Annotated in this window: 16 protein-coding genes and 1 riboswitch; of the genes, 3 read left to right on the forward strand and 13 right to left on the reverse strand. The window is 54.4% G+C overall.

Features of this window, described 5'->3' with window-relative positions; translation table 11 throughout:
• Positions 1–136 precede the first annotated feature (136 nt).
• On the reverse strand, positions 137–1,069 hold the full coding sequence (dusC, locus tag DMB82_RS12595; protein ID WP_116163253.1) for a tRNA dihydrouridine(16) synthase DusC: 933 nt from the start codon (positions 1,067–1,069) through the stop codon (positions 137–139).
• A 209-nt stretch (positions 1,070–1,278) separates the two neighbouring features.
• Here dusC and DMB82_RS12600 point away from each other — a divergent pair, with 209 nt between their 5' ends.
• Positions 1,279–1,569, forward strand: a complete 291-nt coding sequence (locus DMB82_RS12600; RefSeq protein ID WP_116163252.1) for a hypothetical protein — start codon at positions 1,279–1,281, stop codon at positions 1,567–1,569.
• A gap of 113 nt (positions 1,570–1,682) precedes the next feature.
• Here the strand turns inward: DMB82_RS12600 and rhlE are convergent, their stop codons facing one another.
• Entirely contained in the window at positions 1,683–3,116 is a 1,434-nt protein-coding gene (gene rhlE, locus DMB82_RS12605) for an ATP-dependent RNA helicase RhlE (RefSeq protein ID WP_116163250.1), read from the reverse strand.
• Between the two features lie 234 nt (positions 3,117–3,350).
• On the opposite strand from rhlE, the gene DMB82_RS12610 reads away from it, so the two are divergent.
• Positions 3,351–3,707 carry a hypothetical protein gene (locus DMB82_RS12610; RefSeq protein WP_228399995.1) on the forward strand — a complete coding sequence of 119 codons (357 nt, stop codon included), beginning with the start codon at positions 3,351–3,353 and terminating at the stop codon, positions 3,705–3,707.
• An 86-nt stretch (positions 3,708–3,793) separates the two neighbouring features.
• On the opposite strand, the gene DMB82_RS12615 is transcribed toward DMB82_RS12610, so the two are convergent.
• The 6 genes from DMB82_RS12615 to moaA all read right to left on the reverse strand — a co-directional run bounded on the left by DMB82_RS12615 (position 3,794) and on the right by moaA (position 7,365).
• Positions 3,794–4,501, reverse strand: a complete 708-nt coding sequence (locus DMB82_RS12615) for a Bax inhibitor-1/YccA family protein (protein ID WP_102118713.1) — start codon at positions 4,499–4,501, stop codon at positions 3,794–3,796.
• A 111-nt stretch (positions 4,502–4,612) separates the two neighbouring features.
• Positions 4,613–5,065 carry a molybdopterin synthase catalytic subunit MoaE gene (gene moaE, locus DMB82_RS12620; RefSeq protein WP_102118714.1) on the reverse strand — a complete coding sequence of 151 codons (453 nt, stop codon included), beginning with the start codon at positions 5,063–5,065 and terminating at the stop codon, positions 4,613–4,615.
• Between the two features lie 2 nt (positions 5,066–5,067).
• Complete coding sequence (gene moaD, locus DMB82_RS12625) at positions 5,068–5,313, reverse strand: molybdopterin synthase sulfur carrier subunit (RefSeq protein WP_039357379.1); 246 nt, start codon at positions 5,311–5,313, stop codon at positions 5,068–5,070.
• Positions 5,310–5,804 (reverse strand): cyclic pyranopterin monophosphate synthase MoaC, encoded by a 495-nt coding sequence (moaC, locus tag DMB82_RS12630; RefSeq protein WP_102118716.1) that lies wholly within the window; start codon positions 5,802–5,804, stop codon positions 5,310–5,312. The genes moaD and moaC overlap by 4 nt, the downstream gene beginning before the upstream one ends.
• Positions 5,805–5,822: 18 nt before the next feature.
• Complete coding sequence (moaB, locus tag DMB82_RS12635) at positions 5,823–6,341, reverse strand: molybdenum cofactor biosynthesis protein B (protein ID WP_102118717.1); 519 nt, start codon at positions 6,339–6,341, stop codon at positions 5,823–5,825.
• A 34-nt stretch (positions 6,342–6,375) separates the two neighbouring features.
• On the reverse strand, positions 6,376–7,365 hold the full coding sequence (gene moaA, locus DMB82_RS12640; protein WP_102118718.1) for a GTP 3',8-cyclase MoaA: 990 nt from the start codon (positions 7,363–7,365) through the stop codon (positions 6,376–6,378).
• A riboswitch (molybdenum cofactor riboswitch) is annotated at positions 7,353–7,501 on the reverse strand. Its footprint overlaps the gene before it by 13 nt.
• A 286-nt stretch (positions 7,502–7,787) precedes the next feature.
• Between moaA and yvcK the strand changes: the two genes are divergently transcribed.
• Positions 7,788–8,720, forward strand: coding sequence for a uridine diphosphate-N-acetylglucosamine-binding protein YvcK (yvcK, locus tag DMB82_RS12645; RefSeq protein WP_116163248.1), 933 nt, complete (start codon positions 7,788–7,790; stop codon positions 8,718–8,720).
• Here the strand turns inward: yvcK and DMB82_RS12650 are convergent.
• From DMB82_RS12650 to bioF, 5 genes are all read right to left on the reverse strand, one after another.
• On the reverse strand, positions 8,696–9,127 hold the full coding sequence (locus tag DMB82_RS12650) for a VOC family protein (RefSeq protein ID WP_102118720.1): 432 nt from the start codon (positions 9,125–9,127) through the stop codon (positions 8,696–8,698). The two genes, yvcK and DMB82_RS12650, sit on opposite strands and share 25 nt — an antisense overlap.
• A gap of 28 nt (positions 9,128–9,155) precedes the next feature.
• Positions 9,156–11,168 carry an excinuclease ABC subunit UvrB gene (gene uvrB, locus DMB82_RS12655; protein ID WP_102118721.1) on the reverse strand — a complete coding sequence of 671 codons (2,013 nt, stop codon included), beginning with the start codon at positions 11,166–11,168 and terminating at the stop codon, positions 9,156–9,158.
• Positions 11,169–11,926: 758 nt separating this feature from the next.
• Positions 11,927–12,607 carry a dethiobiotin synthase gene (bioD, locus tag DMB82_RS12660; protein ID WP_116163246.1) on the reverse strand — a complete coding sequence of 227 codons (681 nt, stop codon included), beginning with the start codon at positions 12,605–12,607 and terminating at the stop codon, positions 11,927–11,929.
• The gene (gene bioC, locus DMB82_RS12665; protein WP_116155113.1) at positions 12,600–13,361 is read right to left on the reverse strand and encodes a malonyl-ACP O-methyltransferase BioC; all 762 of its coding nucleotides are present in this window, start codon (positions 13,359–13,361) and stop codon (positions 12,600–12,602) included. Before bioC ends, bioD begins: the two co-directional genes overlap by 8 nt.
• Entirely contained in the window at positions 13,342–14,499 is a 1,158-nt protein-coding gene (gene bioF, locus DMB82_RS12670) for an 8-amino-7-oxononanoate synthase (protein WP_116163244.1), read from the reverse strand. Before bioF ends, bioC begins: the two co-directional genes overlap by 20 nt.
• Positions 14,500–14,506: the final 7 nt, after the last annotated feature.

Raw genomic sequence — 14,506 nt, forward strand, 5'->3', positions numbered from 1 at the left:
CGTCAACTGATTCGTAAAGTAAAGTACAGGCCAGCGAGAGAGTGATGAAGTGCGTTAAATCTGAACAGCCATGATGGAAACACGACGCGTAGGAAGGCAGATGTAAGAAAGCAGATAATGAGGAAACAGTGAGTCTCTATAGCTCACCAATCACGCGTGCAATATCTGTTGAGGTCTTCAACGTGCGGATCTCGCTGAATAATTCGGTGGCGTCGTCGTACTCTTTACGCAAATAGCCGAGCCACTGTTTGATGCGCGCGACGTGATACAGCCCCGTGTCACCCTGCTTTTCCAACTGCACATATTTTTGTAGCAGCAGCATGACCTCCGGCCACGGCATACGCGGTTCGTTATACTTGATCACGCGGCTCAGGTTCGGCACATTCAGCGCGCCCCGCCCCAGCATGATAGCGTCACAGCCCGTTGTCGCCATACAATCCTGCGCGCTTTGCCAGTCCCAGATTTCGCCATTGGCAATCACCGGAATCCGCAATCGCTGACGGATTTCCCCTATTGCCTGCCAGTTAATGCATTCGGCTTTATAACCATCTTCCTTCGTGCGGCCATGCACGGCCAGTTCAGTTGCACCCGCCTGCTGCACCGCGTCGGCAATTTCAAACTGGCGAGCACCGGAATCCCAGCCCAGACGGATTTTCACCGTGACCGGCAAATGCGCAGGCACCGCCTCACGCATCGCTTTTGCGCCCCGATAAATCAGTTCGGGATCTTTCAGCAGCGTCGCTCCGCCCCCACTGCCGTTCACCAGCTTCGACGGGCAACCGCAGTTAAGATCGACACCATACGAACCCAGCTCCACCGCCCGCGCCGCATTTTCCGCTAGCCACTGGGGATATTGCCCCAGTAGCTGAACACGTACCAGCGTGCCTGACGGCGTACGGCTGGCATGCTGTAGTTCTGGGCAAAGGCGATAAAAGGATTTAACCGGCAGGCACTGATCCACCACGCGTAAAAATTCGGTGATACACAGGTCATAATCATTTACTTCAGTCAGCAGTTCTCGCACTAATGAGTCGAGAACCCCTTCCATCGGGGCAAGCAGAACACGCATAACGCTACTCGGTAACCATTCGATCGTTAATCACAGCCATTCAGGCCAAAAAAAGCAGGCAATCTTAGGGGGTATTGTACGGGGAACGCAACGGGAAAGATAACGCTGGGCAGGCCATGAGGTTACCTCTTGTGAACCTATCATCAATAATTCGTGACAAATTTGTACCGACACCGTCCTTACGGACTACAACGAAGTGGCTATTATTTATGTCAGATGCCAAAACGATGTCGACGGTAAAAACCATGTCGAATCTTAAAACCATGTCGAATGTTAAAACCATGTCGACGGTCAAAAATGCCGCGCTGCAACGTCCACAGCTTTCTCTGCCGAATAATGCCGACAAGCTGCTGCTGCACGATTGGGATTACAACTGGCGCAAACGCTTTACTCTTCTATTCCGTTACTCCCGTTTTCGTTCGACAAATAAGTTTATCAGCGGTCTTAGCCCAGCACACGGTATCGGACTCTCAGCGTCTTACTTCTTCACGTCTACCTGATAGAAAATATGCTTACCGAACGGGTCAACCTCATACCCAGTCACTTCTTTACGTGCGGGTTCAAACAGGGTGGAATGCGATAAAAAAGGGAGCCGCTGGGCTCCCTATCTATTTTACTTGTCCGCTGGCTTACTGCGGTTTTGCGGACGCGGTGCGCGGCGTTGGCCTTCGCCACTGCCTTTCCCGCTATTGCCTTTTCCACCAGTACCCCACGGGCTATCGCTATTACCGCCCGCTTTACGCGGCTGGCGATTGCCATCGGCCGGACGGCGTTCACCCTGACCTTGACTGCGCTCAGACTGACCGCGTGGCGCGCCAGACTGTGCGCGAGGAGACGCGTTACGCGCGCCGCCGCCACGATTGCCCTGACGACCATTCACAATCGGTTCTGCTTTGATGGACGGATCCGGCTCGTAGCCTTCGATAGCGATACGTGGAATCTCACGCTTCAACAGACGCTCTATGTCGCGCAGCAGTTTGTGCTCATCCACACAGACCAGCGACAGCGCTTCACCCGTCGCTTCCGCACGACCGGTACGACCGATACGGTGAACGTAATCTTCCGGCACGTTTGGCAGCTCATAGTTCACAACGTGAGGTAGTTGGTCGATATCCAGACCACGCGCGGCGATATCCGTTGCGACCAGCACGCGAATGCTGCCGTCTTTAAAGTTTGCCAGCGCACGCGTACGCGCGCCCTGGCTTTTGTTACCGTGGATAGCAGCGGCAGTAATGCCGTCTTTTTCCAGCAGCTCAGCCAAATGGTTAGCGCCGTGTTTGGTGCGGGTAAAGACCAGCACCTGCTGCCAGTTATTTTCACCAATCAGTTGCGACAGCAGTTCACGCTTGCGACGCTTATCAACAAAATGCACGTGCTGTGTAACCAGTTCAGACGGCGTATTACGACGCACGACTTCAACCGAGGCGGGATTAGTCAGTAGCTTGTTCGCCAGCGCTTTGATCTCATCAGAGAAGGTCGCTGAGAACAGTAGATTTTGGCGTTTAGCAGGCAGCTTCGCCAGTACACGGCGAATATCGTGAATGAAGCCCATATCCAGCATACGGTCCGCTTCATCCAGCACCAGAATCTCAATCTGTGACAGGTCAACGGCGCGCTGATGCTCCAGATCGAGCAGACGTCCTGGCGTTGCCACCAGAATATCTACGCCGCCGCGCAGTTTCATCATCTGTGGGTTAATGCTCACCCCACCGAATACGACCAGTGAACGCAGGCTCAGATACTTGCTATACGCCTTCACATTTTCATCAATCTGCGCGGCCAGTTCACGGGTTGGCGTGAGGATCAGCGCGCGTACCGGACGGCGGCCTTTCCCTTTGTGCTGCGCTTCACGGCTGGTCAGCAATTGTAATAACGGCAGCGTAAAGCCCGCCGTTTTGCCTGTACCAGTTTGCGCGCTGGCCATTAAATCGCGCCCTTCCAGCACGACAGGAATCGCCTGCCGCTGAACGGGAGTAGGATCGCGATAACCCTGCTCGTCAATCGCGCGCAGAATATCGGCACTCAGGCCGAGAGAATCAAATGACATAAAAAGAACAACTCCAGATCCGCTCTGACCGGACAGCAGCCGGTGTAGTTTTCAGAGGGTCAATAAGACGGGTTTGCTGGGCCACTATTTACGTAACAACTCACGTAACACTTCACGTAACAACGACATACGCAACAACCACGGTGAACGAGCACAACTACGGTGCATGACTGTCGCCGATTGTAGCAGAGATTATAAGCACTAAGGGATTTTTATCTGCATCAGCCCGTTTTTATGGCGAGCGTCCTGCCCGCCACCCTATGGGCCGTCGCAAGCGACGTTGAAAAACGTTCCCTACGTTTTTTTATGGCGAGCGTCCTGCCCGCCACCCTATGGGCCGTCGCAAGCGACGTTGAAAAACGTTCCCTACGTTTTTTTATGGCGAGCGTCCTGCCCGCCACCCTATGGGCCGTCGCAAGCGACGTTGAAAAACGTTCCCTACGTTTTTTTATGGCGAGCGTCCTGCCCGCCACCCTATGGGCCGTCGCAAGCGACGTTGAAAAACGTTCCCTACGTTTTTTTATGGCGAGCGTCCTGCCCGCTGTTCATCATCACGCTGACCATCGGCTCGACAGCCTACGCCATTTTTAGACGGAATATTGCGTAATAGCGGATAAGGGAAACAGATAGGCAGAACGCTATCTGGCGCGGAAAAGCGCCAGATAAATGAGCAAGAATTAACGACGATTACCGAAAATACGTAGCAGCATCAGGAACAGGTTGATGAAGTCGAGGTACAGCGTCAACGCGCCCACGATAGCGTATTTACGGAAGCTGTCTTTATCATCAACGGACAGTTGCTCGCCGATGTTTTTCAGCTTCTGGGTGTCATACGCCGTCAGACCGACAAACACCACCACACCGATATAGGTTACTGCCCACATCAGCGCGTCGCTTTTCAGCCACAGGTTCACCAGCGAAGCCAGAACAATCCCGATCAGCGCCATGAACAGCATGCTGCCAAAGCCGCTCAAATCACGCTTCGTGGTGTAGCCGTACAGGCTCATCGCTCCGAACATCCCTGCCGTAATCACAAAGGTGCTGGCGATGGACTCACCGGAGTACATGATGAAAATGCTGGAGAGCGTCAGCCCCGTCAGCGCGGAATAAAGCATAAACAGCGACGTGGCGACCGTGCCGCTCAGGCGCTGCACCATGCCGGAAATCACAAAGACCAGCCCCAGTTGGGCAATGATTAGGCCGAAGAACGTGATCTGGCTGGAGAAAACAAAATTCAGTACGGCGGGCGTATTCGCCGCATGCCAGGAGACGAACGCCGTCAGCAGCAGGCCGCAGGTCATCCAGCCATAAACTTGTGCCATATAGGCCTGAAGACCCGTCTGCGAGCGTTCAACGATTGAACCCGAGCGTGGATATCTGTCCATGATGTTACCTTTGCATAAAGTTATCTGATTAACACGGCGCGAACCGCCCGTTTGAGGCTCGAGACTGAATAGTCTCTCCCCTCCATCCTTTTATCCTAACACAGAAATGGACTACCAGCGTTGCGCGGCCTGCTTATCACTGTCGCGTGATTCCACCCAGCGTTCGCCTTCCGGCGTCGCTTCCCGCTTCCAGAATGGCGCGCGAGTTTTCAGGTAATCCATAATAAATTGGGCGGCATCAAACGCCGCGCTACGGTGAGCGGCACTGACACCAACGAACACAATTTCATCGCCCGGATAGAGTGCGCCCACCCGATGAATCACGCTTACACGCGGCAGTTCCCAGCGCTCGCGTGCCAGTTCGACAATCTCCGCCAGCGCCTTTTCCGTCATGCCGGGATAGTGTTCCAGCGTCAACGCGCTAACGTTTTTCGCCAGATTGTGGTTACGCACCTTACCGGTGAACGTCACCACCGCGCCGTCTTCATCGCACTGCGCCAGCCACTGATATTCATCCCCTACGTTGAAGTTCTCTTCGCCGACCCGAATACGCGTCTCTGCCACGATCAACCTCCCGTTACCGGTGGGAAAAACGCCACTTCATCGCCGTCCTGTAACGGATGCGTGAGCTCAACCAGCGACTGATTGACCGCAGCCAGCAATTTGCCCGACTCCAGCGCCAGTGCCCAGCGTGCGCCGCGTTGGCACAGCGCCTGTCGGACGTCCTCTACGGTGGCATACTCGGCAGGCAGCGACAGGCTGTCTGTCTCGATCAGTTCACGGACTTGTGCAAAAAACAGAATCGTAATCATGCTCCCTCCGCCGTAAAGTCGCCGGATTTGCCGCCGCTTTTCGCCAGCAGGCGCACCGGACCAATCACCATGTCTTTCTGCACGGCCTTGCACATGTCATAGATGGTCAGCGCAGCAACAGAAGCCGCCGTCAGCGCTTCCATCTCCACGCCCGTTTTTCCCGTCAGGCGACACACGGATTCTATCCGAACCCGATTGTGCTCCGGCTGCGCTTCCAGCTCGACAGCAACTTTACTCAGCAACAGCGGATGACAAAGCGGAATCAGTTCCCAGGTACGTTTCGCCGCCTGAATGCCGGCGATGCGCGCGGTGGCGAACACGTCGCCCTTGTGGTGGCTACCTGCAATAATCATCGCCAGCGTCTGTGGTGCCATTTCAACGAAAGCTTCCGCACGGGCTTCACGCACGGTTTCAACTTTGTCGGAAACATCTACCATCGCGGCTTCGCCAGCGGCGTTAATGTGGGTCAATTGTGGCTTAAGTGATGACATAGTGAATAAGGCTTACCGTTAAGAGGATTTTTTCACGTGCGGGTAAAAATTGCACGGCTTCTGGCGCGCATCCAACTGTTCCTGAATGATGCGTTCCCATGCAGTTCGGCAGGCGCGAGTCGAACCCGGCACGGCGAAAATCACCGTCTGGTTAGCCAGACCGGCAAGCGCACGGGATTGCAGCGTCGCCGTGCCAATATCTTCGTACGACACCATGCGAAACAGCTCGCCGAAACCTTCAATTTCCCGATCGAACAAGACGCCAATGGCTTCCGGCACCACATCCCCTGCGGTAAAGCCCGTCCCGCCATTAATCAAAATGCCCTGCACCTCATCGCTGGCAATCCACGCTGAGATTTGTGCCCGAATCTGGTACAGATTCTCTTTCACGATGGCGCTGTCGACGATGCGATGCCCTGAGGACTGCGCCGCTTCGCGCAGGTAGTCACCGGACGTGTCATCTTCCACCGTACGGCGTTCGGACACGGTCAAAACCGCAAGATTGAGAGAAACGAATTCGCTACTGACTTTGCTCATGTCAGGCTCCTTTAAGAATCAGTGATGTCGCGGATTAGCCGCCGATAAATGACAGGTTTTGCGTGATGCCGCTATTCCCTTCATGCAGGAAGTGGGTCTGCTTTTTCGCCGATAGTCCGCCCGAGATACGCATTTTCAAATCATCGAGGTGGCGATCGTCGGCCAGCAAATCACGCAGCGGAATGCCCTGTTCGCCAAAGAGACACAGATGAAGATTACCCACAGCGGATACGCGCAGGCGGTTGCAGCTCAGGCAGAAATCTTTCTCATACGGCATAATCAGCCCAATTTCTCCCTGATAGTCGGGATGGCTGAACACCTGAGCCGGGCCGTCGCTGCGTGCACGTTGCTGCTGCTGCCAGCCTTGTTGCAGCAGTTGCAGGCGGATCACCTCACCGGAAACGTGGTGACGGCGGAACACGTCGCCCCCTTCCCCTGTTTCCATCAGTTCAATAAAGCGTAGTTGAATCGGGCGGTGTTTAATCCAGTCGAGGAAAGTTTGCAGGCTGCCTGCGTTCACATCGCGCATCAGCACCGTGTTGACTTTGACCTTGGCAAAGCCACAGTCAAATGCTGCATCAATGCCGTCCATCACCTGCCGGAATTTATCCTGTCCGGTAATCGCATGAAACTGGCGTGCATCAAGGCTGTCGACGCTGACATTCAGCGCCGTCAGGCCTGCATCTCGCCATTGAGCAACGTCGCGTGCCAAACGGTAGCCGTTAGTGGTGACCGCCAGCGTGCGGATAGCGGGATTTTCACGGATTGCCGCAATGATATCGACAAAGTCACGGCGCAAAGACGGTTCACCACCGGTGAGGCGGACTTTTTCCGTCCCTAATTCGGCAAAAGCGCGGCTGACGCGACGAATTTCATCGAGTGACAAAAAGCGATGTGGAGTAGTGCCATTGGCCTGATAACCATCCGGCAGACAGTAGGTACAGCGAAAATTGCAGACGTCTGTGATAGACAGACGCAAATAGTAGAACTTGCGCGCAAACGCATCAGTCAGTTGACTCACCATAAACACCTTTCCAAATACGGGAGATGCAGGCATTTCTGCCTCGCACCCTGGTGACCGCGAAGGCCACGGCCAGGGCACCGTATCACGCGCAACAAGCGCATCACTTAGGCACCAAGGCTAGGAGTTTGATTCCACTCAGTTATCCGTTAAACAGCCGCGAGATAACCAGTCAAGAATCGTGATTTCATTAAGCAGTCTACTGCGGAAAAGCACAGTCAACCACTCTCAAAATCGATATATAATTTAATATATAGCGAATTTTCAATATCTTATGGTGCACAGCATACGGAAAAATAGGCGGCAGAAATTGTCTCAGGTCATGCCTGCGTCAGGATTTTTCGCGTTTTAAGGTGAAATCAGCTACCTTAGCGACAATTGTCACATGTTATTCATATTACTCTAGCTCATTCATAAGGTTTTCTATGCGCAATCGCACGTTGGCCGACCTCGACAGGGTTGTCGCACTCGGAGGCGGACACGGTTTAGGTCGTGTGATGTCTTCGCTCTCTTCCCTAGGTTCACGGCTAACCGGCATTGTCACGACGACAGATAACGGCGGCTCAACTGGCCGCATCCGTCGTTCTGAAGGCGGTATTGCTTGGGGAGATACCCGCAACTGCCTGAATCAACTGATTACGACGCCCAGCGTCGCATCCGCAATGTTTGAGTATCGGTTTAATGGTAACGGTGAGCTTGCCGGACACAATCTGGGTAACCTGATGCTAAAAGCGCTCGACCACCTGAGCGTGCGGCCGCTGGAAGCCATTAACCTGCTCCGTAACCTGCTCAAAGTGGACGCCTTTTTAATTCCGATGTCCGAGCATCCTGTCGATTTGATGGCGATTGATGAACAGGGCAACCCCGTTTATGGTGAAGTCGAGATCGATCAGCTGGCAGCCTTGCCGCAGGATTTGATGCTGTACCCGACGGTGCAGGCCACGCGCGAGGCGATTGATGCTATCGCAAAAGCCGACCTGATTTTGATTGGCCCCGGCAGCTTTCTGACCAGCCTGATGCCGCTGCTGCTGCTGGAAGATCTGACACAGGCACTCCGCCGCACGCCCGCCCCTATGGTGTACATCGGCAATCTGGGCAATGAGCAGAGCAACCCCGCCGCCCGCCTGACGCTGGTGGAGAAACTATCTTGGATTGAATACAAGGTAGGGAAACCCGTGGTTGATGCCGCGATTGTTGGTCCCAAAGTCGATATCAGCCAGATTGGCGGCCGACTGGTCGTGCAGCAAGCGCTGGCCGCAGAAGATGTTCCTCACCATCACGACCGTGAGTTACTGCGCCAGGCCATCGATCGTGCGCTACAGCTGTTGGGCTCTCAACCCCGTAGCCACGGCGTATAAGTCACGCCAATCAGAATGCCTTCGGGACTCAGGAAACGCGTAACCTGCTGTCCCCAAGGCTCAAGACGTTTTTCCACCAGCAACACATAGCCTTGCGCTTTCAGCGTACTGGTCGCTTCCACTATGTCAGCCACTTCGAACTCCAGCCAGCTTTGCGGTTCAGGAAGATCCGCAGGCCAACTTTCGTGCCCGAAACAGGATTCGCTAGCCTGTGAGAGCGGCCACAGCGCGAAATGCTTCACGCCCTCCATCTCATCACTCACCAGATAGTCGCTCCCTTCCGCAACGGGCTTCAGCGGCAACTTCAGCGTATCAACATAGAGCGCATGGCTGGCAGAAAGGGATTTCACGATCGGCCCGAAACCTGCCACAAACAGCACGTCTACACCCGGTATAGCCTGATCCATCATTGATCCTCAGTGAGCGCTTGCATCGTTAGGATACAGCGATAAATTGTGCGCGTAGTGCCTGTACTTCATCGCGTAGGGCAGCAGCCTCTTCAAATTCAAGATTCTGCGCGTGCGTCAACATCTTGCTTTCCAATTCGCGGATTTTCAGCTCCAGCGCCTTCGGCGTCATCAGTTCATAACGTCCTGCTGGTTCTGCCGCTTTACGATTGCCACGCCCTTTGCCTTTGTTCGTCGGCCGACCCAGTTGCAAGATATCGGAAATTTTCTTATTGATGCCCTGCGGCACAATGCCGTGCTCGGTGTTGTAGGCTTCCTGCTTCTCGCGGCGACGCTCCGTTTCACTAATCGCTTTCGCCATCGATGCCGTAATCCTGTCGCCGTAGAGAATGGCTTTACCACGCAGGTTACGTGCCGCACGCCCAATCGTCTGGATCAGGGAACGTTCAGAGCGCAGGAAACCCTCTTTATCGGCATCCAGAATCGCCACCAGCGACACTTCTGGCATATCCAGCCCTTCACGCAGCAGGTTGATACCTACCAGTACGTCGAACTCGCCAAGACGTAAATCACGGATGATTTCCACGCGCTCGACGGTGTCGATATCCGAGTGCAGATAGCGTACCCGCTCGCCGTGTTCTTCCAGATATTCCGTCAGGTCTTCCGCCATGCGTTTGGTCAGCGTGGTCACCAGTACCCGCTCATTAATCGCGGCACGCAGACGAATTTCGGAAAGCAGGTCATCCACCTGTGTCGCGACAGGTCGCACTTCAATGATCGGATCGAGCAACCCGGTGGGGCGCACCACCTGATCGATCACTTCACCGCCCGATTTTTCCAGTTCATAGTTACCCGGCGTCGCAGACACGTAGATCGTCTGCGGAGCCAGCGCTTCAAATTCTTCAAACTTCATCGGTCGGTTATCCAGCGCTGAAGGCAGCCGGAAACCGTATTCAACCAGCGTCTCTTTACGCGCGCGGTCGCCGCGATACATACCGCCGATCTGGGGAACGGTGACGTGGGATTCATCAATGACCAGCAGCCCGTCCGCAGGCAAATAGTCAAACAGCGTCGGTGGCGGCTCGCCGGGGCCACGACCGGAAAGGTAGCGTGAGTAGTTTTCGATACCGGAGCAGTAGCCCAGTTCGTTCATCATCTCCAGATCAAACTGGGTGCGCTGACTCAACCGCTGCTCTTCCACCAGTTTGTCATTAGCCAGCAGCACCTTTTTACGGTCGGCCAGTTCAACCTTGATGTCTTCCATCGCCTGCAAAATACGCTCACGCGGCGTGACGTAGTGCGTTTTCGGATAGATGGTATAGCGCGGCACCGTTTGGAGAACGTGACCCGTCAACGGGTCAAACAGCGACAGCCGTTCCACTTCTTCATCGAACAGTTCAACGCGCAGCGCGATTTCGTCAGATTCCGCAGGGAAAATATCGATCACCTCACCGCGCACGCGGAACGTACCGCGCTGAAACGCCTGATCGTTACGGGAATATTGCAACTCAGCCAGACGCCGCAAAATCGCACGCTGGTCAATTAGCATCCCCTGCGTCAGGTGCAGCATCATTTTCAGATAGAGATCGGGATCGCCCAGACCATAGATCGCGGATACCGAGGCCACGACGATGACATCGCGCCGCTCCAGCAGCGCTTTTGTTGCAGAAAGACGCATCTGTTCGATATGTTCGTTAACCGACGCGTCTTTTTCGATGAAGGTGTCTGAACTCGGAACATAGGCCTCTGGCTGATAATAGTCGTAATACGAAACGAAGTACTCGACGGCATTATCAGGAAAGAACTCTTTCATTTCGCCATACAACTGGGCTGCCAGCGTTTTATTGGGTGCCAGCATCATCGTCGGGCGATTGAGGTCGGCAATCACATTGGCGATCGTGAACGTCTTACCTGAACCTGTTACCCCGAGCAGCGTTTGGTGCGCTAACCCGTCTTCCAGGCCCTCTTTTAAACGACGAATAGCCTCAGGCTGATCGCCTGCCGGTTTAAAGTCGGAATTCAGTGTAAATACTTTACTCATCGTTAAGCACGCTACTTATCGTTATTACCCATCGCGCAATGCGACGTTCGTGGGTGGATGCTCGGAACATTATTCTGAATGCCAATGACGAAATTCGCTACCGCAATGATACTGGATATAAAAACAGCATCAAGGAAATTATCGCTGGGTTGGACGATTAATCAACCAATGAATTGCTAACACATCTGTTTGCAATCTACCAGATAAAATCATCATGATTTATCCCCAAAGTTGGTAAAAATGTAACATACGGAGATGACCGATGACGTTAATTTATGCAACTACGCATTATTGATGTTCAAGACGCTTGATTTTACTTAAGTGAATGATAATAAATAGATTAAAAAAACCGTGGAGAATAGCGTCAACCTTGCGGCAATCCGCGCCAGCTCTCGGTTAGGCCGTGTTGTCTATCCATAATTCACATAGTTATCCACAGAAATGGTGGATAACTCCCACAACCCCGCATCAGCACTGAGTTAGAGAAATACCCGCTTCATTCGTGATTCCCCCTGATATGGATTTTCTTCACGCTCTTTCTGTGATTTATCGCATAAGGATTAGATGGAAAAAGACTAAAAACAGCCGAGGGAAAAAATGCCACAAGTCAGGCATGACGGGGATTAGAGAAAAACTCAAGAAGGTTTTAGCTATTGATCAGCATGAAAATGTAGGTTTTACGATCATGAAACCGATGCCGGTAAAAAACAACAAAAACCGTTGCTTGATTAAATGCAGGCGAAGGTTTGCTAAAATGATTACCCCGCTAATAACCCAATATCAACGTACTGCCCCAGATTATGCTGCTGAAGATCCGATACATAAGGAATTTCGCCCAGCATTGGCGCGGGCAGGCGTTGTTGCAGAGTTTGCAGATACGGCTGGTGCCATTTTCCGGGTGGCGTGATGTCATTTGCAATCCAGCCGCCAAGGCGCAATCCAGTGTGTTGAATGGCGTGGGCCGTTAACATCGCGTGATTAATACACCCCAATTTGATACCGACCACCAAAATTACGGGAAGCTGTTCCTGTACCACCCAGTCAGCAAACGTATCCTGCTCTGACAGCGGCGTAAACCACCCGCCAGCGCCTTCGACCAGCAGCCAATCCACCTGAGTTTCTAATGCCCGTAGCCCTGCGGACAACGCTGGGAGATGAATAGGCCGCTGATCCACCGCACTGATAATATGTGGTGACGTCGGTTCCATAAACGCCAGCGGATTCACCGCCTGATAATCCAGCCGGACGCTGCTATTGGCCTGAAGCGCCAGCGCATCGCTGTTGCGAATGCCGTCGGCCGTCATTTCACAGCCTGACGCCACGGGTTTATAGCCTGCGGTACGGTATCCAGCCTGATTGGCTGCCTGAAGCAGCGCCGTACTCGCAACCGTTTTCCCAACTTCGGTATCCGTACCCGTCACAAACCAGCGCTCAATCACGATAAATCACTCCATAAACTAGTTGATAACTGAGCGGGTAGCCGCCCTGTTCTTGCGGATAATGGGCAGACAATGCCGCCAGACGCGCCCGGCTCAATAACCCCGGCGCACGCCCGTCGTGCAGCCAGGTCGCACCAATCCCCTTCAGCGATTTCATCAACGCCAATACATCAGGGAAAAAGCAGACCTCACGTTCTTGAACCAAGTGATGGCGATAAGGCTGACAGGCTGCTTCGATAGCGGAGAGCGACAGAAAGCGATTCGTCCGCTGCGTGCCGTCCAGACGCTGCCACGCCTGCGACAATTCACTTAAGGAACCGTCCGCCAGCGTCGCAAACGCCATCACGCCCCCCGGTCGTGTAACCCGATACAGCTCGGCCAGCGCACGCGGTAACGAGTCGCACCACTGCACAGCCAGATTGCTGTAGCTGATATCCACACAGCAATCCGCCAGCGGCAGGTTTTCGATATCGCCTTCCAGATAACGATCGGCAACGTGCTGCTCACGGGCATGCGCCAGCATGTCCACCGACAAATCCAGCGCAGTCACATTCTTACCAGCCTGACGCCAGTGGCGGCTAAAATGCCCGGTTCCGCAGCCCGCATCCAATACCTGTAAACCGCTGTGCAACGGCATCAGCGCCAGCAGGCGTTCTCCGCTGGTGCGTTGCAGTTCGGCAAAGCGATCGTAACACCCCGCCGCACGCCCAAACGCCTGCGCAATCGCCTGCTTGTTATAGTTTTCTGTCAGCATGGTGTAATACCGTAAGCAAGCGATTGATATCTTCCGGCTGGTGTTCCGCCGTCAGCGTAATGCGCAGACGGGCGCTGCCGACAGGTACCGTTGGTGGCCGCATCGCACTGACCCACACGCCCTGTTCACGCAGATGGTTCATCAGTGCCATTGCCCGCGCGTTCTCACCCACAATCAGCGGCTGAATCGCGCTCTGTGAATCCATCAATTGATAGGACGAGTTGGAAAAGCCCGCGCGGAACTGGGCGATGTTACGTCGTAACGCATCGCGCCGCGCGTCGCCCTGGCGGACACAGTTGACCGCCGCGCTCAGCGCACAGGCCTGTGCGGCAGGCATCGAAGTGCTGTAAATCAGATGACGGGCGAATTGCAGGAAATACTCGGCCAGCGGTTCGGCGCACAGGACCGCCGCGCCGCTCACCCCAAACGCCTTGCCGAACGTGACAATAAGCAGTTCGGGTTTAACGCCCTGTTGCCAACAACTGCCGCGACCTTCATCACCCAGCACGCCAATACCGTGTGCATCGTCCACCATCAGCCAGGCATCGTGCGCTCGGCACTGAGCCTGGAGCGCCGACAGTGGCGCGGTATCGCCATCCATGCTGAAAACGCCTTCGGTCACCACCAGCGTCTGGCCGTCCGCAGGTTTCTCTAGCAGCGTTTGCAGATTATCAGGCTGATTATGTTTAAAGCGCCGCAGGGTCGCGGGTGACTGTGCAGCCGCTTCCAGTAATGAAGCGTGACTGAGCTTATCGGCAAAGATACGGTCTTCTGACTGTGCCAACGCCGCCACCACAGCCTGATTCGCGGCATAGCCGGAAATAAACAGCAGCGCACGCGGATAACCCAACCAGTCGGCAAGCTGACGTTCCAGCGCGGCATGAGCATCGGTATAGCCCGTCACATGCCCGGAACCACCGCTGCCAATACCGTATTGCTCAGCGCCCTGCTGCCAGGCGCGCACAATCTCCGGGTGGTGACTCAACCCCAGATAGTCGTTGCTGGAAAAATTCAGGTAGCAGCGGTCGCCCTGCATCAGCCAGCGCCCGCTGCCGCCTTGATTCACCCGCCGTACGCGGTAGGCATCATCGCGCTGGCGTTGTACCAGCGCGGCGTCAATACGTTGCTGCCAGCTCATGATTCAG

Source organism: Pectobacterium aquaticum, assembly GCF_003382565.3.
Lineage (GTDB): Bacteria > Pseudomonadota > Gammaproteobacteria > Enterobacterales > Enterobacteriaceae > Pectobacterium > Pectobacterium aquaticum.